Source organism: Niallia sp. FSL R7-0648 (genome assembly GCF_038007005.1).
GTDB classification, from domain to species: domain Bacteria; phylum Bacillota; class Bacilli; order Bacillales; family Cytobacillaceae; genus Niallia; species Niallia circulans.
In genome coordinates this window covers 2,190,472-2,212,489 of sequence record NZ_JBBOWE010000001.1, presented here as the reverse complement: position 1 = coordinate 2,212,489, position 22,018 = coordinate 2,190,472, and the positions used below count along the sequence as shown (strand labels likewise).

The window sequence follows — 22,018 nt, the reverse complement described above, 5'->3', positions numbered from 1 at the left end:
TCTTTTAAATTTTTTCGAAACTTTTACGTACATAGAACGATTACTAGTACAAGAGGACTACTCCACCTCGATTAACTCCTGAATGTCGATGTCTAACACTTTGCAAACCGTTTCTAATGTTGATAGATACACTCTGTCCACATTGTTTGAACAAAGATGGCTGATTGTATTTGGTCGCAGACCTGTCATTCGTGCCAATTCACGCTGTGAAAGGTCACGTTCTTTAAGGATTTCTTTAAGTTTGATGGATATTGTCATGGTAATTTCCTTCCTCTTTTCATGTTACTTTTACGATACACAATAAATTTGTATCGGTAAAGGGGTTGATTGTATCGCTAAAGCCGCATACAATGAATTTATATTAAATATAGCGGCTAAGCGTTACGTTAATCCAGATTAGCGTAACGGAGGGGGAAGATATCATGAATGTTATCGGATATATTCGAGTATCTATACAAGGACAAGCAAGGGATGGTTACAGCCTTGCTTACCAGGAAGATGAAATCAAGGCATATTGTCAGTCTCAAGGATACACGCTTTTACGCTTGTTTAAGGACGAGGGTATCAGTGGTGCTAAAGTAGATGAAGAAGTGTTAGAAGTGGATAGAATAGGCTTTCAGGAGATGTTGGAGTATCTCTCCCACAATGAGGTGGATTATGTTGTAACACTTAATACAAGCCGTTTATGGCGGTCAGACATTGTGAAAGTGTTAGTTCATCGAGAATTGAAAAAGTATGGAGTGGACATTCGGAGTATTGAACAACCGCAATACATTATCCATAAGAAAGACCCTAGCGACTTTTTAATCAATGGTTTAATGGAGTTATTAGACCAATATCAGCGATTAGAAATCGCATTAAAACTAGGGAGAGGGCGAAATAAGAAAGCCCAACAGAGCGGCTATGCAGGAGGAAATGTCGCTTTAGGCTACAAAGTGAAAAAAGGTCAGAAAAGTCTTGTCATAGATGACAGACAGGCACAGACCGTACAAAGAGTGTTTGACTTAAAGGAACAGTATCCTTCATGGTCTTTAACTCAACTAGCGGATCAACTGAATGAAGAAAGACATCGAACAAAACAAGGAAAATTGTTTACGAAAGTCCAGATCAAACTGATTTTAGAAAAGCCTTTTATAGTGGCATATACGGCTATGGTGAAATAACGGCAAATGGCAAACATCAAGCCATATTATAACGGTTAACAGATAGAGAATGGATAGGCTTTCGTACCCTTGCGAGTCTCTAAGAGACTAACGCTTGACCTAAGGTTGCCGACATTCTCTGTCTCGCTTAATCCGTTCAATCGAATATAGGGGTGAGGTTTTCTGATGAAACGAGATAAGTATATTTATATAGGACTAGATTTACACAAGTTCCAACATACAGCCGTGATAGTGGATTGTTGGTTTGAAAAGCTAGGAGAAATGACCTTTCAAAATAAACCATCCATTTTTCCAAGTTTACTAGAATATGTGAATAGGTATCTTACAGAAGGCTTGACCCCTGTATTTGGATTAGAAGATGTGGGCGGCTATGGCATGGATGTAGCGTTATATCTGATAGAACAAGGATATCTCGTGAAATTTGTTAATTCCTCTCTATCCAACTCCGAACGTAACAGCTATGCGATGACCCAAAAGAATGATAGTTGGGACGCTCAATGTGTAGCAATTGTTTTAATCCGACAGCTACCTCATTTACCTGACGCTTCACCATCTGACATTCATTGGGTAATCGGTCAACTTGTAGGCAGAAGAAACGCTATAATAAAAGCACAAACAGCATTAAAAAATCAACTCCACATTCAATTAAACTATCATTACCCAAGCTATAAGGATTTCTTTTCAGAAGTAGATGGAAAAACAGCTTTAGCCTTTTGGGAAAGCTATCCTTCTCCATCTCATTTGGAGGGGAAAACGGTAGATGAATTACGGACATTTCTATTAGAAGCGAGTAGCAATGCATGTTCAACTAGAAAAGCAGAGCAGATACTATCACTTGTTCAATCTGATGGAGAAGTAAAGGGAGACTATCAGACATCAAGAGATTTTATCATCCAAAGCATGGTCAGAGATATTCGCTTTAAAAAACAGGAAATCAAGAAGGTGGATAAAGAGTTAAAGGTAACTATTCAGACATTAGGTATGAAACTTGAAACCATGCCAGGAATTGATGTAGTTACTTCATCCGCTTTAATTGCAGAAATTAGTGACATTCATCGGTTCGCTAACTCTGACAAACTCGCAAGATATGCAGGAATTGCCCCTATCAAAATGGGTTCGGGTGGTAAGGAAACGATGAAGAAAACCAAGCAAGGTAACCGAAAGTTATATGACATCTTCTACAATCTAGCTGTGCAACAAGTACAAGTCTGTAAAGGAAGTAAAATACCTCGTAACCCTGTGTTTTATGCTTACTATAACCAAAAGCTGAATGAAGGAAAATCTAAGTCACAAGCCCTGCTTTGCATTATGAGAAAATTAGTCAGAATAATCTATGGTATGATGAAAAATAAAACGGCTTATATCATGCCTGAAATGCCTGAAACGAAAGTAAGTTAATCAATTTGGGTGGTGGTTGAATAAACTGCCATCCTTTCATAAAGTAAATTTTTAGATATTCCTAAGGGTACGGGTAATACTAGTAAGATAGTCAATGAGGCTAATTTAAATAATATAGATAAATTTATAAATGGGACTAAGAAATTTGATGATGTTATTGATGATTATGTAAAGTTGTACATTAAAAAAATTATATCAAATAAAACGTGATCATGGAATAAGTCACTTCACGGTGGAGCTAATTTAACGGCTCGTCAAAAAAGAATGATTAAGGAAAAAGCAGTTGCAGATGGTTTGGTTCCTGATGTGAAGATTATTAAAGCTGATGGAATGAGATACGGATTTGTTGATTTTAAGAGTGCTGGGCATGTTTTAGAGACAAAGGAACTTCAAGAAAGGCTATGGTTATTGTCAGACGAAGAGCAATTTAAATGGCTCGATAATGCAATAGGTGGACGACTGGAAGGTATGACATGGCATGGCATCAAACTGAAGTACCGGGTAAAATGGAGTTGGTTCCATTTGGAATACACAATATTACGATTCACAATGGTGGAAGGTCGGCTGGAATGTAGGCCGATGTTCCTAGATAGTAAACTAAAGAAAGAGGTAAAAACATGAAAATAATACAGGATACTATTGTAAAGCCATTACCTTCAGAAGAGTTAATAAAAAAACATGAAAATTTTTGGAGATTAAAACTACCAGGTTCATTTTTGGATTTTATTAAAGTGTATAATGGTGCAGAAGTTGAAGGAGCTACATTTGTATGTGATAATCGTAGTTATGCGATAGAAAGGTTTTTATGTATGCTGGATGACATTGAAAATAATCCTAAAGGAATCTATGATATTGATGTTGTATTTTCACAGATAAAGGAAAGATTAACTGATAATTGAAGATTTATTAGGTGCGGAGGTATTACCAATAGCTAGTATATTTGCAGGGGATTTTGTATGCTTGGATTTTAGAGAAAATAAAGAGAATCCATCGGTGTGTGTATGGTCTCATGAAGAGTCGGGAGAGTTTGAACCAGTGTTTTATAAAATAGTAGATAACTTTACTGAGTTTTTAGAGGTACTACAATAAAACTTGGTATAATGACTTTGTAAGTAATATAACAAGATTTAATATGTGGTATTTAAGTTAAAAACATATAAGAAAAAGAATGAATAAGCTGTTAAAAAGTAAGTACTCCATGCAATGATAGAATAGAAAAATAAGTACAAGTATAGGCGAGATGATATTTTATATGGCTGGGAAAGTTATGATATGGAATGGATTACAAACTAACGAGATTGACAAAGCTAGTGGCGATAAACAAGTGGTAACGCTAAAGGGCGTTCTTTTACTGTCTTTGGAATAATTTATAGGAAGGATGGAGTTTGGTACGAAATGGAGACTGAATGGGCCAATGCATTGAAAGAGGTACCACCCAAGAAAGTCTCTGTTAGTATTGAACCGATCTATTCTAATAATTCAATGCGACCAGATTCCTTTATGGTCGAATATGAAATTGAAGGCCAATTTCCAGTGATCCACGAGATTGCAAATAAATCAGGAGGTTGATATTGATGAGTTTTGAAACAGAATTAAACGAGTTATATAAAGAAATTGCACAACAGGTTAATGATATGATTCCAACTGAATGGGATAATTTCTATTTTAATGGTGAAGTTAAGGAAGGAGAAGGAGGAGTTTTCTTCTTTTTTACGCCAAAAGGTGAGGAACAACACATTTTTTCACATTATATTCCAAAATTATATAGTGTAGATAAGAGGGCTTATAATAAAGAACTACATAAATTATTTCAACTTACTGTTGAACTCCAAAAAGTTTTTACTGATAATGACCAAGAACCTTGGTTTTCAGTGACATTAATATTAAATGATACAGGTAAATTAAACGTACATTTTGATTATACAAATTGGCATGAAAGTGAATTTGGTCCAACAGATAGAATTAAGTATTTTGAATATAAATATATAAGTCAAAACAAAGAACAGCTAGATTTTGATTTATTAGAGAGAATGAAGGAATTTGAAGAAAAGTAAACTATAAAGCACTTGGTTGCCTTTTAGGCGACAGGTGCTTTTGTTTTTGGTGAAGTAAGAACAACATGAATGAGACCAGTTTGAAATTCAAAGCTCATGAAGGTAGTACCATAATGGAGTATTGATTTAATATTTGGATTTTGCGAGAAGCACGATAACCAGACGAGATGACATTTTACATTCCAAGAGGACTTATGATACTGCAAAACACACAAACTAATGGTAATGACAAAACTCGTAATGATAAAGGGGTAACGATACAGATACATAAATCTAGTGAATAAAAAGAAAGTGAGAATTTTTGAGTGAGACAAAAAGAAAATGATTTACATGAAAATCGAAAGCTCATGATGGTTGTACCATCAAGGAGTATCGTTTTAATACTTGGATAGTAAGAAAAGTACGATAATTAGGCGAGATGACATTTTATATGGTAGGGGTAGTTATTACAGGGAATGGCTAAAAAACTAACGAGAATGACAAAGCTCTTGGCGATAAAAGGTAGGTTACGTAAGAAGGTTACTAGTTTAGCATCAGGCAGACAAAAATTGGGTTGTATTTTTACTAGAGAGGGTCGTATAATACTCGCTATTCGTTAAAAAGCGTTACACAAATTATAATTTATGTAACGGGAGGGTGAAAAGTTGAACATTGTTGGGTATATACGAGTCTCAACTCAAGGTAAGGCAAGAGATGGATATAGCTTGAGATATCAAGAAGATGAAAATTAAGCGTTTTGTAAAGAACAAGGCCTGAACTTGATTATATTTTTAGAGAGGAAGGAATTAGCGGCGCCAAATTGAATGACGAAGCATTTGAAATAGACAGGGTGGGCTTACAGGAAGAAAGAGAGCGAAGCAGATATAATAACAGCAGCTGGAAAGCATTCGAAATGTAGTTATAAAACGATCCTACAATCGTCCTTGAATTGATGGCGCAGTCTATAACAGACACCGCCGAAAAAGAAGGAATCATGTATGTCGGGAAGTGCAGCCACTTCCTTCCTCCCATATGTCGGCCAAGCGAAATACCTTAAGCTGTTAAAAGGAGAAAAAAGTAAAAATAGACAATTGAAAGACCAAGAAAAAGGTATGAATGAACTAACAGTTGATGAGTATTTAAAAAATCGTGAGAAGTATATTGAACAAGGGCGTGCAATTGAAGGTAACGCTGCACAACAAGCGACTCGAGAAAAAGCTTTAAATAAAAAAATAGAAGAATTATTTGAAAGTGGTATGTCTTGGGAAGAAGCTGAGATAAAAGCAAATAGTTGGTTGAAAACGCAAGCAGCACTTCACAATCCAGACCAAATAGCTGGAGGTAATCCGCTAAATATTGGTGGTATGGGAGATAAAAGAATAAACTCATCAATTGGATCACAGTGGAAATATAGAATCGATATTGTGGATGAACAAATAGGGGAACTAGCTAAATTAATGACACCTGAGCAGCGAAAGAGTACCTATTTAAATGTTAAGCTTACACATTAGAGGAGGTTTGTAATTTGAGCTTATTCAAAGATTTTAAGAAAGTAAGTGAAGTAAAGGAGTGTACAATTAATAAATATAAAAATATACTTCCAGAAGCTTTGATTGAAGCATGGAAAACATATGGGTATGGTACATTTATGAATGGGTATTTAAAAATAATTAACCCGGATGAATTTAGCTCTTTAGTAAATGACTCTTATTTAAGAAGCAAAGGAACAATACCTATTTTCAGTACATCCATGGGTGATGTTATACTTTTTGAAAAGGATGAAAACCAAGAGTCCTATCTTGTAATGATTAACTATCGAAAAGGTAAAACAAAAGTGGTAGCTTCAAAATATTCCTTGTTTCTTAGATTTTTAGAGGAAGAGACGTTTAGACAGAAGGCATTAGATTGGCTTCCTTATCCAGAAGCAATAGAAAAATATAAAGAACCAGAGTATGATGAATGCTTTGGCTATACACCTTTACTAGGTTTAGGTGGAGCAGAAAAAGTAGAGAATCTAAAAAAAGTCAAACTGAAGGAACATATTCTTATTATTACTGAATTTATGGGACCAGTTCAGTAATATTCGGGAGTATGTTATAGAATTTACCATAAGCACTTGATTGCCTTATTAGGAATCAGGTGTTTTTGTTTTTTTATAAATTTTAACTATGGACGATATTGGATATTGCTTTACTGAAATTCATAGATCATGAAGATAGTATCATCATGGAGTATTGATTTTATATTTGGATTTTGTGAGAAGTATGATAAACAGGCGAGATGACATTTTAAGTGGCAGGAAGACTTAATGATACTGCAAAACCCACAAACTAACGACAATGACAAAGCTCGTGGCGATAAACAATTGGAAACGTGAAGGGGAGTCCATAAGCTGCGTTGGTTTAATAAATTGTGGGTTGAGTTTTTATTAGAGAAGAACCTATAAATACTCGCTAGTCGCTAAAAAGCGTTACCTAAATTTAAATTTTCGTAACGAGAGGGTGAGAAGTTGAACGTTGTTGGGTATATACGAGTCTCGACACAAGGGCAAGCAAAAGATGGATACAGCTTGAAATATCAAGAAGATGAAATTAAAGGGTATTGTAAAGAACAAGGCTGGAACTTGATCTATATTTTTAGAGAGGAAGGAATTAGCGGCGCCAAATTGAATGACGAAGCATTTGAAATAGACAGGGTGGGCTTACAGGAGATGTTGGCTCACCTTTCGTTTGTCCAAGTTGATTATGTGGTAGTACTGAACACAAGCCGATTATGGAGGTCGGATATAGTGAAGGTACTCATACAACGAGAGCTGAAGAAATATGACTGTGACATTAAAAGCATTGAACAACCTATGTACAGTATCCATAAGAAAGACCCCAATGACTTTTTGGTAAATGGCTTAATGGAGTTATTAGACCAATATCAACGGCTTGAGATAGCGCTAAAGCTAACAAAAGGAAGAAACAAGAAAGCGAAGGAAGGTGGATATGCAGGAGGAAGGGCGACATTTGGCTATACCAAACAAAAGGGGGAAAAGGAACTAAAAAAAATACGCAATGGGCATGCAGAAGTAGTGAAACGGTTATTTGAATTGAAAAACTTACACAGAAAATGGTCACTGTCTAGGTTGACAGAAGCTTTGAATGAAGAAGGGTATCAAACAACCCAGGGGAAAGCATTTACGAAAGAACAAGTGAAGCGAATATTAGACTGAGAAAGTTTTTTATAAAGGGATATATATACGGACAAATACAAGCAAATGGTAAACATGAAGCAATAATTTAAATGGTTACTTAAGAGACTCATTTTCTTATATATTCCTATGTAAAGGTGAAAATGGATAGGCTTTCGTACCAATGCGCACGATAGGTGAACGCTCGAACTAAGGTTGCCGGCATTTTTATTCAATCATTGACAACTGAATAGGAGGATGAACCATGCATGAAAAACAGAAACACATTTATGTGGGTGTAGACTTACATAAACAGCACCATGTGGCAGTGATTATTAATTGCTCCCATTCTTTTATTAAGTACTAATTTAGATATTCCTAAGGGTACGGGTGATGTTACTCCTAAAAAGAAATCTGTACCAGATTTACTTAAAGAGCGTTGGGAAGCAGGTAATAATTTTAATAAGGAAAATCGTCCTCGTTTCCCTTATAATGATGAGGTAGAGTTGGAAGCAAAAGAAGTAGGGGTAAAAAGTAAGTAGTTGACTCGAATGCACCCAACAAGGAAATAGTATCGAGAAAATTTACTCAACTTAGTGAAGTGCAAGAAAAAAACAGCTAAGAGTTACTTAAATGAAATCACAAAAAACATTCTTCGGGTTCTAAAATAACAAATGGGACTTTTAATTCTAACGCTTTCAAAGAAGGGCGACTTAAAGTGAATTAATATTAGAAATACCTGTACAAAATAAACCAATTCAGCAAACAATTCTTGATGAGACAACAAAAAGCAGGATTATTATTAGGGATATTAAGGGGAAGGTGTATAATTGACTATGAAAATTTATTATTGTGACGAATGGTCGGACATCAAAAAAAAGCCTTGGAACATACTTGATGTCCGTACTGCATATACATACCATCAAAAACAAGAACCATATACGGCGGTATTATTAGAGGATGAGAAACCTAAGTATATTGTAAATGTTACAAATGAATGGGTTTCGTTGGGGTTTTATGATGACCTGATTCGTAAATATTTAAATTATGATTTTGAAGTTATGAGTGATGGTAAGATTTTTTTAAGAACAGCCATGTATTGGGAATATGATGATGAAACTGACATGGAAGTAAGCACCTTGATCTTGGGCTTCCGAGAAGATGGCTTTATAGCAATGGAAAAGAGAGATTTAAAGACCGGTTCAGTCGAGGAGCGCGAAACTAGCGATATCCTTGAAAGAAACTGGGATGTATTTCCTGAATTTGGTCATTACAATTATTTGTGTAAAGAGGAAAGATAACGTGTTTAGAGTACTCTAATGCCTAAATTAGTTATACGAAAGGGGTTTACGTGTACATAAAGCAAGTGAATTAAAATACAATTAAGATATTTGAGTTGGACAAAAAGAGCAATGATATGTTTGAAAAATAGAGACTTCATGAAGGTACTGCACATCATGGAGTTTTATTTTATATAGGATTGATAAAAAAGTACGAAAATTGGATGATTTGACATTTTACATGGTGTGGGGGACTTATGATACTGCAAAACCCGCAAACTAAAGACAATGACAAAGCTCGTGGCGATAAACAATAGGGTAACGTGAAAGTGTGTTCTGTTATTAATTTAGCTTAGCTTATTAATTATAAGTTGTATTATTACTAGAGATGGTCGTATAGTACTCGCTATTCGTTTAAAAAGCATTACGAAAATTAACATTTATGTAATGAGAGGTTAAAATACGTTAAGATAAAATCGAAGTAACATCAGAAATGGGTGAAAGCATAAAAATAACTAGTAGGCTTAATTTAATGATTAAAAATGGAGATTAATGATTAGTGGGAGGTTAATTATGGAAAATGCTAACTTTAGTAGTTTAACAGAAGATGGTAAAGTAATATTTTTCCTTGGACTCTCAGAAAAAGTTTTGTCGGTATTTTCTCGCAAGGAAGATCAAATGTTAGCCCAAGAAGTTATATATAAATGTTGGGAATGGCTAAAAGGGAAAGAAAATATAGGGGTTATTCTTTATGAATTATTAGATAATGAGGAAAATGGTATAACAATAATTCAAGAAATGTCAGATAATGAAACAGACGTCATAGCTTGGAATTGTGTTATTGATGCAGTTGCTTATATTAGTAGAAAAGCATTTGAAAGAGAAGGTGTCAAATATTATCCAGAACCAATAGCTTTAGTTGATGATACATTAGTAGACCATTTTATGGATTGTTTTGGAAAATGTGTAGAGAATGCAGATAGTTATATTCAAAGAATAAATTTTTTATTGGATAATTATAAGAATGGGAATATTGCGAATGATTGGCGGACAGAAATTTTAAAGGAATTACAACTATACAATTAACTATGACTCTATTATTATATGAACTTTCTTGAAAAGTGCTACAGAAACGGTCGATGCGATTATACACGATCCAGTAATCGTTCTTGAATCGATGGAATCAAGTAAGAGAACATCCTATGGCGTAACGACATAAAAAATAGTGGAAAATAATATGTCAAGAAGTCACCAAAGAATACTTATTTGAATGTAAAGTTGACAAATTAAATTAAGGGAGCATTTTAATTGGATACCTTTGAGAATTTTTTATAACATCATACTGTTGATCAAAGGATTATCTTAAAATATAAAGATAAACTTCCGGGAGAACTGATAGAAGTATGGTATAAATATGGTTTTGGAACATTATTAAACGGTTTTTTAAAATTAATTAATCCAGATGAGTATTTGGATATTTTAGAAAGATGTTATAGAAGGTACGAACAAGCAATTCCAATTTTTACGACCTCGATGGGTGATATTATAGTGTGGGAAAAAAATAAATATGTTAACTTGTTGAACTTTAGGAAAGGACTCGTGCACATTGTTTCATCTGGCTTTAATTTCTTTTTTGATGATTTAAAGGATAATGACTTCATAAATGATGAATTACGGTGGGAACCATACCCTAAAGCTTATAGTAAGTATGGTAGACCTGATTATGACGAATGTTTTGGATACACTCCTTTACTAGGTCTAGGTGGATCTGAAAAAGTAGAAAATCTAAAAAAGGTAAAAATAAGAGAACACATTCTTATTATTACAGAATTTATGGGACCGATTAAATAGAACCAATCTCAAGATAAGCACTTGATCACATTTAAGGTATCAAGTGCTTGTTTGTATGTAATATGCTTAGTTAAGCGAATGAATAATACTGCTTGAAATAGAGACCCCATGATGGCAATACCATTATGGAGTACGGTTGTAATACTAACTAAAGATACGGGCTCCCTTTTGTAACAGTACACATCAGTAGACTAACAGTTGTTAGCAATTTTATAAAATAGGAGGAACATTATTAATTAGATTAAGAACAACGGATCTCAAACTGAAGTTTCTACTTTTAACGAGTCATTATTGGCGAGGTCTGATGCGAAGCTGGAAGAATTTATGGTATATTTAATCCGTGCAAGGAAGATCAATAATTTCATGCCAAAAGGGTACAAAAAGCAAAAGATAAGATATCCACACTATGCATACATCATAGCCTGATCTTAATATATACTAGAGGTGCTTAATTATGGAAAATGATAGTAAATATACAAAGGATTTTGTCTTGAAAAACGGTGTAAACTTTGATGATTTATGGTTTACTTCATATAGTGACGAGATTCTTGATAACCCTGAAGATGAAGGTGGAAAGCCATTTACCGGATTAGCATTCGAACTGTACGAAAATGGGAATCTAATTTATTTTTGTTTCTATAAAGATGGATTAGCTCATGGTTTAAATCGCGAATTTTATGAAAGTGGAAAAATAAAATGTGAAGAGTACTTTAAATATGGACTAGTTAATGGAAAAAGTATTTGTTGGCATGAAAATGGAAATGTTAAATCGACAAGTGAAGTCGAGTTATCAATTGAATTGAACTATAAAGAATGGGACGCCGATGGAAAACTTATAATGGAAAAGGAATTACAACAAGATAAAGAAAATGCGTAATATGCTATTTTATTAACAAGAAGAGAAATAAATCGTAACTTAGGTAGGTAAGAAATCATTGAATAATAGATTTGTTTCAATTTAGAATATAAACATTATGCAAAAATAGAATGAAAAAGTGGTGTTTTCGTTGTTATTAAAACCGGAGTATGCCCAAAATATAATAGTCGGGGTAAAAACTTCTTCTCCATTCTCATGGTATCTAACAGAAAGAGATGTTTGGATACTAGATATAGTAAAATATAAAAAATTATATGAAAGAAATGGATTTAGTTTTGATATGGACTTTGCTCTTTCTCTAAGAAATAACATTTCAGTTGTAAATGAAAAGAATTATCGTCTCTATTTACAAGAATATACTGATTATATCGTACCGTCTTCAGAATTAAAAAAGTTAGTTGATCATCAAGATTATGGAAGTACTATTCTAGAATTGAGGCCATCATTATTTATAGACTTTAATCAAAAAAAGCTTCTCTCCCTTTATCCTGAGCTATTACCTTTTGAAAATTATGTTCCTAATAATTGGACAGGGATTCGTGATGATTTTACTAGTTATATTCCTGAAGAGGATAGATACTGGATTTTTGATAATATTAATTACATAGACAAACTTTTTAATGAGAAAGAGAGTAAAGGAAAAATAAACCTCAGAAGATGATAGGTAATAGATAAAATTTATCACTTCTGGACATTGATAGTGATAGGGAGGACAAATAAATACTTACTAACAATTTTCAAGATACTTTTAAAAAACACAGAAGATTCTATTCTAAAGTATTAATTAGATATAGTTATAAAGAAGGGTTGTAAACAAAAGCTAGGCATTGAATTTGCAGATGAAATACAAAAGAAGAGTTAGCTAAATGATTGTACTAACACAATTAATATTCCTAAATGCGCATCAAGCTGGTATACATGAAAAGCCCAAAAGCAAATACCCTATGTATAGGAGGTAAAAAATAATGAGCTATGAATTTATTAAGACAAACCAAGAAAATAGTTTTTATCCAGTGGCTGAAAACAAAATAAAAGAGGCTGAGAAGGCACTTAATTTAAAATTCCCTAATGAGTTAGTTCATTTTTATAGAGAGGTGGGCTACGGTTTTATTAAAGGTTCAGAATTTAATATTAATCGAATTATGGGTCCTTATTCTGTAAGAGATTTTCGATTAAGAGTTAATGATTTTGAGTTTTATCCCGACATAGAAATCTATGAAGAATTTGAGAATAATAAACTAATATTTTTTGAAGGCAGTGAATCGGCATTAATGTCCATCGAATTGAATGATAATAATAGAAATCCAGTTTATTATTATGACGTTCAAATTGCCACTTCTCTTGAAGAATTTTTAAGAAAGATGGAAGAAAATGATAATTATTACTTGGAGTTACTACCTGATTAAAGAACGGTAATAAAACATATCTTGAATGGTTTTTACGCCTTCTTTAATTTATAATAAATTAACTGGTATTTTAGGCATTACAGTGGAAAAATTCAGCAAACAAAATTTGGTCACAGAATAAGTCATTTATTGGTGGAGAGTATTTAACTATCCACAAGCGAAAATTGATAAAGTAAAAAGCAATTGCAGATGGAATGGAATTTGGTTTTGTAGTTTTCAAGGGTGCTGGACTTGTGGTAGAAACTAAAGATGTACCAGAAATTCTCTGGTTAAAGTAATGTCAAGGCACAATTTGAATGGCTAAGATACCGTAATTGGAAGAAGACCAGAAGATATGATTTGGCACCAGATAAAATGAACCTAGTACCTTTTGGAATACACAGAATAATTATTCATAATGATGGCAGATTCAATGGAATGTAGGCAGATGCCCGAGATAATTAAGATAGTTGGTATACTCATGTTACTGCTTTTTATTGGGGGCATAAAGTGTTTTCTGCACGTGCTAAAGAAAAATATAGGTTTATTTAAAGGAATAGTAGAAATGGATGAAACCTATTTCTGGGAAAGTCAAAAAGGTCAAAAGAATATTAAAAATCACAAATCTAGAAAACGTGGTGGTTCTTCTACTGGTGGTATCCATAATGAGGAAAAGGAATGGGGGTACTGGGGGAGATGATGAAATTACAAGAAGGCTGGATACCTTTATAAAAGATTCAAGAAGGTGAGAGAATGGTGATGACACCAGAAGAATTTATTAATAAATGGGATTGTATTAAGAATGGTCCACTGAACAAATTTAAAGAAGTAGATTTAATGAATACATATTTTTCGGATGAAGTTAAGAGGTTTTTGTCTATAGGAGGTCTACCGGAGACTCCACCGCCGTATTTGGAATTTACTTCGTCCCAATTTAAACCTATTACCGATGTATTTGATATGCCAGAACAGTTTCAAAAATATTGGGTTTTAGGGTCAACTGGTTCGGGGAATCCAATCTGTATAACGGAGAAGGATGAAAACATAGTGTCACTTACTAATGGGGATAATTATAAAGTGATATTTGTTAATTCATCTCTGAATCAGTTTGCAGAGTGTATATTAGCTTATGTATCCATGATTGATAAAGCAATAGAGATTAACGGAGAGGATGCCTATATTGATAACGATATACCTAAAGTAGTAATGGAGTGGCTAAAAGGGGAACTAGAGAAAATTGATAGTAAGTGTATGGAAGCAGGATTCTTTTGGTCTACTGAGTTTGAAAATCTATTTGAATAACCTCTCGCGTATAGGAAAATCCTTAAAATGTAATAGCTTTAAATTAGACAGAAGTCTTCAAACCCACACCAAACTTATATAAAAAGAGTCAATTAGTGTAATGCCAAGGAGATAAAACTGTTAGGTAAGCAATTTAATTCTTTGATAATTTTAGAAAAAGAGATTTAGAAGACTGTGGAAAATCATAGACTTACAAAGGAGTCTAACAACCGTAATATTTCAAGGATGTTAGAGGGAAATATTTCTATTGCTCCTATAGTAGAACATGATGGTAAACATAAATCATATATACTTACATAAAAGCCTATAGATAAGGGTAAAGAAGTGTTCAAACTTGATAATTTAATGATTACTTCATCAAAAATACACTAAAATATTTAAAAAACTGCTTATCAATTTGGAAAGAAAGGGCAGTAATTTAGGAATGGTAGAAAAATGAGTAAAAAGTTATCTAAAGATGAGTTAGTTGAACTAGTAAAAAAAATATGTAATCCTAAGCAGTCTGATGAAAAGGTAAGTGAATATATAGAAATTTTGGAAGAAAATGTTCCTCATCCTGCTCCGAGTGACTTAATTTTTTGGAATGATGAGGATTTATCTCCAGAGGAAGTAGTAGAGATTGCCTTAGCATATAAAGAAGAGAACTAATCGGTAAAGGGGTTGATTGCATCGCAAAGCCCCATACAATGATTTGATTAATATAGAGGCTAGCGTTACGGTAATCCTAAAGCATAACATGTTATGAAGTTATCAGAAATATTCGAGTATCTACACAAGGTCAAGCAAGGGGTGGATATAGCATTGCATATGAAACGATTAGAAGACGAAACAAGGCAATCAAAAGCGATAGGATGTCGGCCATTATTTTTAAATATTCCTAAAGTTATAGATAAGGCAAATAGACTTATTCCATGTCCTTCTGGAAACCCTATCTCACACGATCCTAGGAAAAAATTTACTAGAGTTAATGGGGTTACCCGGCTCTATAAGTTGGCTAGGTTATCAAGCAAGATATAAAATTCCTACTCCATAAAATAAACTTCCAGTTATTAAAAATGAAAATGAATGACTTTACAAATGGTGTATTTTTACCTATACCTTTTGACGATGTTAGTAGTCTATCTAGACATAGTTGCTTTCAAAGCAATTTATAACAATATTGTAAGAAAAATAGAAGAATTAAGGGAAAGGTGGTTATCTAAATGAAATTGGGTGAAAACACTCAATTAGTAGAAGAAGTAATGGATTTTATTCGTCATAATAAGATGTTTAATATGATTAACTTTCATGTAAATAATTTAGAGGTAATAAATAATTTCAAGGAAGCACAAAACCTTGCCTGGTCTCAGGACTCAAGTGAAGTTGATACTGTATGGGAAAATGTTAAATCACAGGAAGCAGGAAGTATTGTTCAAAAGGTATATGATTTGGATTTAGTAACTGAACAAGATGATTTATATGATTTTTTTAATGATTATAACAATTACTCGAACGACTTTCTTCCTTTTGATTATATTGATATTAATGAGGAAGTTGAGGGTGACCTCATGATGTGTGCATTAAATCGATTAGTTAATGGGAAAACAGACAATTTTTATGAAAAAATCTTTGAGATTTATAAGCAAGGAGGGTGGCCATGTGGGTGGAAGGGGACATACCCGATTGGTGAAATTATTGTGTATGTGCCTTAAAATAAAAAAATTACAAATCTTGATTGGCAAAGTGCCTTTTCAAGGTTTTTTTTAATTTATAATAAATTAAACTGATATTTAGTGAAACGAAAAGAAAATTTTGTTTGAGAACGGAGAGCTTAGAATCCTATTAGCATCAAGGCATTATATTTTAAGTGGTTTGTGAAAATAAGACGATAATTAGGTGAGATAACATGGTACATGCAGGTGGATGGGGTAACCGTTGACTTTGAGAAAGGTGGTATAAAAGTAATGAACTATGGTGTATTTAATAATTTAGTTGAAGAGGTAATTCGGTTCTCGAAAAATTTCCAGAGCGAACTTACTAATAATATTACCAATAAAATTGTTATTATTAATGATATAAAAAAAGCAGAATATTTAGCTTATGATGAGATTTTTGGTGAGGAAGAGTATAATTGGAAAGATATCAGAGAATTGGAAATGAGTGAAGTTTGGGAGACTTATTACGCAATGTCAGAAAAGGAAAAGCCTAAAGGATTGGAAGAATTATTAGAAGTTATTGCTGGTAATGTGAGCAAAAACTCATTTAAATATAGTATATTTTATAACGATGTTGTAGCTGATCTTACTAATTGTGCCATTAATCGAGCGATAAACGGAAAGAATAAATCTTTTTTTGAAGATTTGTTTGAGATATATCAACTTGGTGCCTTTCCTTGCGGTTGGAATGGTGCTTATCCAGAAGGAAAAATTATTGCTTATAAATTGGATTAAAAATAAAAAAATAGAAAGAAAAATGCACGTTAACTTAGAAAATCAGGAGATTTACATGAGTAGAACTTAGTTTAAAGGGTTCCTCAATTTAAGTGTGGATATATTTAATACTGAAGAGATTAAAGATATAAGAACAACTATATCAGATGTCAATCCCGATTATGTAGGGGGAAGCCCCGTTAGAGCACATGATAAATGTTAGCAGTAATAGATTAGAGGGTGGAGTTATGTCTCTGCCTCATACTTTAAGACTAAAATAGGAGGCTACTATAATGGAAAAACAGGGGTGGGTTTCAGTTTGGTTAGGGAATATAAACGATGAGGACTCAATAGGAGAGTATGTAGATTACTTATGATGAGGATGGCGAGTCTGTCCCATCCCAATTCTTTATCGATTTTAAGATTGATGTGGATGAAACAGATGAGGATACGATAGAAAAAGAAGTGTATAAGAATAGTAGTAGTGATATTGCAACATTATTAGATGGGTGTTCGTATGAAGAAATTGTCATCCCAAAAATCCAGAAAAGTATAAATCTAAAGAAATCATATAATGCTGTGATTTTAATATATAATTTTCAATTTCAAAATGAAATTAGCTCAACAGGTGCTTTTGATTTTATTACAGCTACAAATTATGAGTAAGATAAATTTTAAAGATATGGAAAATTGATTTTGTTAATGGTCAACTCAGAAATTACTTATCTCTTTTTAGTAGCCCTATGTTTTACCTTACTACATTAGAAGTTAAAAGAAGGAAGTGCAAAATGGTATGTTGAAAGATATACCGACTTATATCATGCCAATGGTTCCTATAGAAATTGCGGTTTTTCTATCCCAATTGCTTACTGTTTTGATCAAGAGGGAAATGATTTATTGCTTTCTAAAGATGATATTCGCACTAGAATTTTTGATACAGAGACTAATAGTATAAAGATAGCAGAGTAATTAAGATAAAGATAGAAGAAGAAGGGGAATTTAACATAAATTTTAACTTCCCTTCCGTAACTAAATGTCACTCCTAATAAAAAAGTATATAATAAACACTTGCAAATCGTAATCATTTCGTTTTATTATAGAATAGTTATTACTTCATCAGAAATAACTAAAGTGTAAAGTTTAAATCGGAATGATGACGATTTGTTTTTTAGGAGTGAGAGTATTGAATAATAAGAAAATCCCTGTTACTGTTTTAAGCGGTTATCTCGGGTCGGGCAAAACTACTTTGCTAAATCATATTCTATCCAATAGGGAAAGCCTAAAGGTGGCTGTGATTGTCAATGATATGAGTGAGGTAAATATTGACGCTTCATTGGTGAAACAGGGCGGTTTTTCAAGAACGGATGAAAAATTGGTGGAAATGCAAAATGGTTGCATCTGCTGTACACTTAGGGAGGATTTAATAATTGAAGTGGAAAAGCTTGTGCAATTAGGTGATATTGATTATATCGTAATTGAATCAAGCGGAATTAGCGAACCGATTCCGGTTGCGCAAACATTTACATATGTAGATGAGAGTGTAGGGATTGATTTATCGCGATTTTGTCAGTTAGATACGATGGTTACAGTCTTAGATGCTCATCGTTTTTGGCATGATTATGCATCTGGTGAAAGTCTTTTAGACCGAAAGCAAGCAGTGGGTGAAATGGCTGAAAGAGATATAGCAGATTTGTTAATTGATCAAATTGAATTTGCGAATGTCATTTTGTTAAATAAAACGGATTTAGTTTCGGAAAGCAAACTACAGGAACTGAAAGCAGTTATCCAAAAATTTAACCCGGAAGCCAAAATTATAGAAAGTGAATATTCCAGAATTCCTTTAAATCAAGTTTTAAATACTCAGTTATTTGATTTTGACGCTGCTAGTCAAGGTGCAGGCTGGATAAAAGAATTAAATGAAGAGCATATTCCAGAGACAGAGGAATATGGAATTTCTTCCTGTGTGTATCGTAGCAATAAACCTTTTCACCCTGTGAGATTAATGCAGTGGTTGCAAGACTGGCCAGTTGAAGTAGTTCGGGCGAAAGGATTTATTTGGCTGGCTACGAGAAATGATATTGCCGGATTACTTTCCCAAGCTGGACCGTCCTTAACCATACAAGAAGCGGGCATGTGGGTAGCAGCTTATTCGGAAAGCGAGCAGAAAGAAGTTTTAGAGGAAGATGCAGATTTACAAAAACGTTGGGATCCTCTTTACGGAGATCGCATGACAGAGTTAGTGTTTATTGGGATTGGCATGAATCAACAGCAAATGGAAGAAGAGCTAGATGCTTGTTTATTGACTGATATGGAAATGAAAAAGGATTGGACTAAATTTATTGATCCACTGCCTGCGTTTTTTTGAGTAAAAAAATTCAATTTTATTAGGAGGAAGAAAAAATGAGAGTGAAAATTACTTTAGCATGTACAGAAACAGGAGATAGAAATTATATTACAACAAAAAACAAACGAAATAATCCAGACCGTATCGAGTTGATGAAGTATTGTCCGCGTTTAAAAAAGCGCACTTTGCACAGAGAAACAAAATAATTTTTTTATAGTTATTAAATCGTAATCATTTCGTTTTATGTAATTCAAATGTATTGGAGGAAGCAGAAATGGCAAAAAAGTCGAAAGTAGTAAAAGAAAAGAAACGCCAAGCCATGGTTGAAAAATATGAAGCGCTTCGAATGGAATTAAAAGAAAAGGGAGACTTGGAAGCACTTAGAAAGCTACCAAGAGATTCCTCACCGACTCGTTTGAAAAATAGATGTGAAGTGACTGGTAGACCAAGAGGGTACTTAAGAAAATTTAAAATGTCCCGCATTGCTTTTAGAGAATATGCCCATAAAGGACAAATTCCAGGAGTGAAAAAATCAAGCTGGTAATGAATAGAAAGAAAAGTCGTCAGCTTATTGGTTTGACGACTTTTATCTACACAAAAAATGGAGGAATAAGAAATGAATTCCGTTAATCCTGTATTAGTGCAAATTTTTTATCGAAGCGCGATTGCAAATATGCCAGAAAAAAAACGGGAAATTTATCAATACATAACGACTAGAGAAGAAGAGTTAGAGAAGATAGCTGTGAGCGAGAAACAGTTTATGGAGCTAATGGTTAACCATTCTCCATTTAAAGAGGCGTCTAGTTATTTTTCCCTCAGTTTGTCAGCAATTAAAGAGATTATGGATGAGGCCCAAGCAGAAATCGATTTAATGATTATGACCAGAATTAATCAAATGAGATGGATTAATTACTCCAAGACTGATAGAAAAGCACGAAAAAATAAAAAATGGACATTTGTATTTGTTTCCTAATTTTGCCATAATGGCACTCTTATTTAAATAGGATACATTGGAAAAATATACATAGATCTACCATGCTTATCTGTTTTTTCACATTAACCTGGTATGCGTTTCATCCTTTACACTTTAAGCAAATAAGATAAGCGGGGCAGAAATTTATTTTGCTTCTATTTTATAGCTTAGCTTATGTTTGCTTAAAGTCGTATGGACAATCAATGGATGTAACATAAATTTCATCTTTTGCAGGCTATTTCATTGGGGTATACAGAAAAGACCAGAAACTGTATTCTTAATATATAAGGTAAAAAAGATATTGGGTTTTGAAAAGGTGAAAAGTATGACAAACATTAAAGATCTAGCAAAGATGGCTGGTGTTTCTGTAACAACTGTTTCCCGTGTCCTTAATAATCATCCATATGTAAGCAAGGAAAAGAGAAATGCTGTACTAGCGGCAATTAAAGAAAGTAATTATGAACAAAATATTAATGCAGTTCATTTAAGTAAAGGAAAAACACAAATGATTGGTGTTGTCCTTCCTTTTTCTGACCATCCTTATTTTGCGTTGCTGTTAAAAGGGATAGCAAAACAAGCGCTGGAGAATAATTATAAACTCGTATTGTTTCAGACGGATTATATGGAAAGCAGGGAATTAGAGGCATTACAAATGTTGAAGCAAAAGCAAATTGACTCCCTCATCATTTGTTCGCGAACTTGCGAATGGTCTGTAATTCAAGAATATCTTTCCTATGGAACAATTGTTTTGTGTGAAGACACAAAGGGGAAGGAAGTTTCTTCTACATTTGTTAACCAGTATAAAATTTTCAAAGAAGCATTAGCATTTTTATATAAAAAGGGGCATCAAAGAATCGGCTACTGTATTGGAAGAAAAACTGGTCCAAGCAGCCAATTACGTGCAAATGCCTATAAAGAGTTTCTTTCGGAACATCAACTTCCTTATTGTGAAGAATATATTATCGATCACTGTAATTACTTTGAAGATGCCAAAATAGTGATGGATCATTTACTGCAAATGGATAATCGTCCGACTGCATTAATTGTGACAAGTGATCAAGTTGCAGCAGGAATTGTTATCTATTGTCAAAAACAAGGAATCAAAATTCCAGAAGAGCTTGCGATAATAGGTTATCATAACGAATCTATTGCAAAACTGATGGAAATATCTACAATGGAAATTCCGCTTTTAGAGATGGGAAAGAACTTATTTCAACAAGCTATTAGCAAAGAAATAACGAAAGAGGAAATGTTTTTTCGTTTTATTGAAAGAACTACTGTATAAACAAGTTGTTCTTAAAACATCTCAAACAAGCATTTTGGGATGTCAGACTGTAGACAAACTCCTTGAAATTTGAGGTTTTGCCTATGGTCTTTTTTGTGACCTCTTCTAATAGGGTATTGATTTCTTCTACAGGGGTTCGCTTTTCATGGGGCGAGTTCTGGTTTTAAAATATAGGTAGATAATTTTTAGAGGTGAAGTCATGCTTTCCAAACATTCTTCTATTCAAAGAAATCTTGCTTTAGATCACCTTCGACATAAACAAGTTATCAGAAAAATTTATGCAAAAAGAAACGATTGAATGTGTTTTCGCAGATGGAAAAGAAAAGCATGGTATGCGATGGACAACTTTAAGGGGGCTTAAAAAATTGTCTATGCAGGCGATGCTTATTTTTGCATCCATGAACGCCAACTGGACTTGGGTGAGTCTGGTAACAGCTTAAGAAGAGCATAAAGAATAAATCAAAATACAATAAAATAACGAAAAAGACCCTAAATTACAAAAGGGTTCAGAATGAAAACATTCTGATTCCCTTTTGTCGACAAA

General features: G+C 33.6%; 22 protein-coding genes and 7 pseudogenes. 28 read left to right on the top strand and 1 reads right to left on the bottom strand.

Annotated elements, in window-relative coordinates; genetic code table 11:
- Window positions 1-57 precede the first annotated feature (57 nt).
- The gene (locus tag NSQ89_RS10585) at window positions 58-258 is read right to left on the bottom strand and encodes a helix-turn-helix domain-containing protein (protein ID WP_341132605.1); all 201 of its coding nucleotides are present in this window, start codon (window positions 256-258) and stop codon (window positions 58-60) included.
- 164 nt (window positions 259-422) lie between these two features.
- Here NSQ89_RS10585 and NSQ89_RS10580 point away from each other — a divergent pair.
- The 28 genes and pseudogenes from NSQ89_RS10580 to NSQ89_RS10445 all read left to right on the top strand — a co-directional run.
- Window positions 423-1,195, top strand: a pseudogene (locus tag NSQ89_RS10580) (recombinase family protein).
- A 133-nt stretch (window positions 1,196-1,328) separates the two neighbouring features.
- Window positions 1,329-2,561 (top strand): IS110 family transposase, encoded by a 1,233-nt coding sequence (locus tag NSQ89_RS10575; protein WP_341132604.1) that lies wholly within the window; start codon window positions 1,329-1,331, stop codon window positions 2,559-2,561.
- Between the two features lie 264 nt (window positions 2,562-2,825).
- On the top strand, window positions 2,826-3,182 hold the full coding sequence (locus tag NSQ89_RS25375) for a hypothetical protein (protein ID WP_445668961.1): 357 nt from the start codon (window positions 2,826-2,828) through the stop codon (window positions 3,180-3,182).
- Window positions 3,179-3,650 (top strand): annotated as a pseudogene (locus NSQ89_RS10565) (SMI1/KNR4 family protein). Before NSQ89_RS25375 ends, NSQ89_RS10565 begins: the two are co-directional and overlap by 4 nt.
- Before the next feature lie 273 nt (window positions 3,651-3,923).
- Window positions 3,924-4,130, top strand: coding sequence for a DNA/RNA non-specific endonuclease (locus NSQ89_RS10560; RefSeq protein WP_341133157.1), 207 nt, complete (start codon window positions 3,924-3,926; stop codon window positions 4,128-4,130).
- A gap of 5 nt (window positions 4,131-4,135) precedes the next feature.
- Window positions 4,136-4,615 (top strand): immunity protein YezG family protein, encoded by a 480-nt coding sequence (locus NSQ89_RS10555; RefSeq protein WP_093726036.1) that lies wholly within the window; start codon window positions 4,136-4,138, stop codon window positions 4,613-4,615.
- A 644-nt stretch (window positions 4,616-5,259) separates the two neighbouring features.
- Window positions 5,260-5,459, top strand: a pseudogene (locus tag NSQ89_RS10550) (recombinase family protein); the annotation flags it as partial.
- A 133-nt stretch (window positions 5,460-5,592) separates the two neighbouring features.
- The gene (locus NSQ89_RS10545) at window positions 5,593-6,105 is read left to right on the top strand and encodes a polymorphic toxin type 15 domain-containing protein (protein WP_341132602.1); all 513 of its coding nucleotides are present in this window, start codon (window positions 5,593-5,595) and stop codon (window positions 6,103-6,105) included.
- Window positions 6,106-6,119: 14 nt separating this feature from the next.
- Window positions 6,120-6,674 carry a T6SS immunity protein Tdi1 domain-containing protein gene (locus NSQ89_RS10540; RefSeq protein ID WP_095257191.1) on the top strand — a complete coding sequence of 185 codons (555 nt, stop codon included), beginning with the start codon at window positions 6,120-6,122 and terminating at the stop codon, window positions 6,672-6,674.
- A 429-nt stretch (window positions 6,675-7,103) separates the two neighbouring features.
- Window positions 7,104-7,882, top strand: a pseudogene (locus tag NSQ89_RS10535) (recombinase family protein).
- A 723-nt stretch (window positions 7,883-8,605) separates the two neighbouring features.
- Window positions 8,606-9,070, top strand: a complete 465-nt coding sequence (locus NSQ89_RS10530; RefSeq protein WP_095257360.1) for a hypothetical protein — start codon at window positions 8,606-8,608, stop codon at window positions 9,068-9,070.
- A gap of 552 nt (window positions 9,071-9,622) precedes the next feature.
- The gene (locus NSQ89_RS10525) at window positions 9,623-10,135 is read left to right on the top strand and encodes an Imm6 family immunity protein (RefSeq protein ID WP_061796297.1); all 513 of its coding nucleotides are present in this window, start codon (window positions 9,623-9,625) and stop codon (window positions 10,133-10,135) included.
- Window positions 10,136-10,399: 264 nt separating this feature from the next.
- Window positions 10,400-10,900, top strand: a pseudogene (locus NSQ89_RS10520) (T6SS immunity protein Tdi1 domain-containing protein); the annotation flags it as partial.
- A gap of 454 nt (window positions 10,901-11,354) precedes the next feature.
- The gene (locus NSQ89_RS10515; RefSeq protein ID WP_341132601.1) at window positions 11,355-11,777 is read left to right on the top strand and encodes a toxin-antitoxin system YwqK family antitoxin; all 423 of its coding nucleotides are present in this window, start codon (window positions 11,355-11,357) and stop codon (window positions 11,775-11,777) included.
- Window positions 11,778-11,898: 121 nt separating this feature from the next.
- Complete coding sequence (locus NSQ89_RS10510; RefSeq protein ID WP_341132600.1) at window positions 11,899-12,438, top strand: hypothetical protein; 540 nt, start codon at window positions 11,899-11,901, stop codon at window positions 12,436-12,438.
- Between the two features lie 304 nt (window positions 12,439-12,742).
- On the top strand, window positions 12,743-13,183 hold the full coding sequence (locus NSQ89_RS10505; RefSeq protein WP_095320923.1) for an SMI1/KNR4 family protein: 441 nt from the start codon (window positions 12,743-12,745) through the stop codon (window positions 13,181-13,183).
- Between the two features lie 456 nt (window positions 13,184-13,639).
- Window positions 13,640-13,835, top strand: a pseudogene (locus tag NSQ89_RS10500) (IS1595-like element ISSpps1 family transposase); the annotation flags it as partial.
- Window positions 13,836-13,918: 83 nt separating this feature from the next.
- Window positions 13,919-14,464 (top strand): SUKH-4 family immunity protein, encoded by a 546-nt coding sequence (locus NSQ89_RS10495; RefSeq protein WP_095257361.1) that lies wholly within the window; start codon window positions 13,919-13,921, stop codon window positions 14,462-14,464.
- 435 nt (window positions 14,465-14,899) lie between these two features.
- Entirely contained in the window at window positions 14,900-15,112 is a 213-nt protein-coding gene (locus NSQ89_RS10490; RefSeq protein WP_047940552.1) for a bacteriocin immunity protein, read from the top strand.
- A gap of 554 nt (window positions 15,113-15,666) precedes the next feature.
- The gene (locus NSQ89_RS10485) at window positions 15,667-16,155 is read left to right on the top strand and encodes a cytoplasmic protein (RefSeq protein ID WP_176473351.1); all 489 of its coding nucleotides are present in this window, start codon (window positions 15,667-15,669) and stop codon (window positions 16,153-16,155) included.
- A 252-nt stretch (window positions 16,156-16,407) separates the two neighbouring features.
- Complete coding sequence (locus tag NSQ89_RS10480; protein WP_095257363.1) at window positions 16,408-16,893, top strand: hypothetical protein; 486 nt, start codon at window positions 16,408-16,410, stop codon at window positions 16,891-16,893.
- Window positions 16,894-17,301: 408 nt separating this feature from the next.
- Window positions 17,302-17,538, top strand: coding sequence for an immunity 22 family protein (locus NSQ89_RS10475; protein ID WP_341132599.1), 237 nt, complete (start codon window positions 17,302-17,304; stop codon window positions 17,536-17,538).
- 517 nt (window positions 17,539-18,055) lie between these two features.
- The gene (locus NSQ89_RS10470) at window positions 18,056-19,237 is read left to right on the top strand and encodes a GTP-binding protein (protein ID WP_341132598.1); all 1,182 of its coding nucleotides are present in this window, start codon (window positions 18,056-18,058) and stop codon (window positions 19,235-19,237) included.
- Window positions 19,238-19,272: 35 nt separating this feature from the next.
- Window positions 19,273-19,422: a 50S ribosomal protein L33 gene (rpmG, locus tag NSQ89_RS10465; RefSeq protein WP_016203575.1), complete on the top strand. Its 150-nt coding sequence runs from the start codon at window positions 19,273-19,275 to the stop codon at window positions 19,420-19,422.
- Window positions 19,423-19,490: 68 nt separating this feature from the next.
- Window positions 19,491-19,760 (top strand): 30S ribosomal protein S14, encoded by a 270-nt coding sequence (gene rpsN / locus NSQ89_RS10460; RefSeq protein WP_095257200.1) that lies wholly within the window; start codon window positions 19,491-19,493, stop codon window positions 19,758-19,760.
- Window positions 19,761-19,832: 72 nt separating this feature from the next.
- Window positions 19,833-20,189, top strand: a complete 357-nt coding sequence (locus NSQ89_RS10455; RefSeq protein WP_341132597.1) for a hypothetical protein — start codon at window positions 19,833-19,835, stop codon at window positions 20,187-20,189.
- Between the two features lie 325 nt (window positions 20,190-20,514).
- Entirely contained in the window at window positions 20,515-21,474 is a 960-nt protein-coding gene (locus NSQ89_RS10450; RefSeq protein WP_047940558.1) for a LacI family DNA-binding transcriptional regulator, read from the top strand.
- 241 nt (window positions 21,475-21,715) lie between these two features.
- Window positions 21,716-21,914 (top strand): annotated as a pseudogene (locus NSQ89_RS10445) (transposase); the annotation flags it as partial.
- Window positions 21,915-22,018 lie beyond the last annotated feature (104 nt).

Coding starts and splice junctions, on each gene's coding strand:
- NSQ89_RS10585 (WP_341132605.1), bottom strand. CDS start 258: ATGACAATATCCATCAAACTTAAAGAAATCCTTAAAGAACGTGACCTT.
- NSQ89_RS10575 (WP_341132604.1), top strand. CDS start 1,329: ATGAAACGAGATAAGTATATTTATATAGGACTAGATTTACACAAGTTC.
- NSQ89_RS25375 (WP_445668961.1), top strand. CDS start 2,826: ATGATTAAGGAAAAAGCAGTTGCAGATGGTTTGGTTCCTGATGTGAAG.
- NSQ89_RS10555 (WP_093726036.1), top strand. CDS start 4,136: ATGAGTTTTGAAACAGAATTAAACGAGTTATATAAAGAAATTGCACAA.
- NSQ89_RS10545 (WP_341132602.1), top strand. CDS start 5,593: ATGTCGGGAAGTGCAGCCACTTCCTTCCTCCCATATGTCGGCCAAGCG.
- NSQ89_RS10530 (WP_095257360.1), top strand. CDS start 8,606: ATGAAAATTTATTATTGTGACGAATGGTCGGACATCAAAAAAAAGCCT.
- NSQ89_RS10525 (WP_061796297.1), top strand. CDS start 9,623: ATGGAAAATGCTAACTTTAGTAGTTTAACAGAAGATGGTAAAGTAATA.
- NSQ89_RS10515 (WP_341132601.1), top strand. CDS start 11,355: ATGGAAAATGATAGTAAATATACAAAGGATTTTGTCTTGAAAAACGGT.
- NSQ89_RS10505 (WP_095320923.1), top strand. CDS start 12,743: ATGAGCTATGAATTTATTAAGACAAACCAAGAAAATAGTTTTTATCCA.
- NSQ89_RS10490 (WP_047940552.1), top strand. CDS start 14,900: ATGAGTAAAAAGTTATCTAAAGATGAGTTAGTTGAACTAGTAAAAAAA.
- NSQ89_RS10485 (WP_176473351.1), top strand. CDS start 15,667: ATGAAATTGGGTGAAAACACTCAATTAGTAGAAGAAGTAATGGATTTT.
- NSQ89_RS10480 (WP_095257363.1), top strand. CDS start 16,408: ATGAACTATGGTGTATTTAATAATTTAGTTGAAGAGGTAATTCGGTTC.
- rpmG (WP_016203575.1), top strand. CDS start 19,273: ATGAGAGTGAAAATTACTTTAGCATGTACAGAAACAGGAGATAGAAAT.
- rpsN (WP_095257200.1), top strand. CDS start 19,491: ATGGCAAAAAAGTCGAAAGTAGTAAAAGAAAAGAAACGCCAAGCCATG.
- NSQ89_RS10455 (WP_341132597.1), top strand. CDS start 19,833: ATGAATTCCGTTAATCCTGTATTAGTGCAAATTTTTTATCGAAGCGCG.
- NSQ89_RS10450 (WP_047940558.1), top strand. CDS start 20,515: ATGACAAACATTAAAGATCTAGCAAAGATGGCTGGTGTTTCTGTAACA.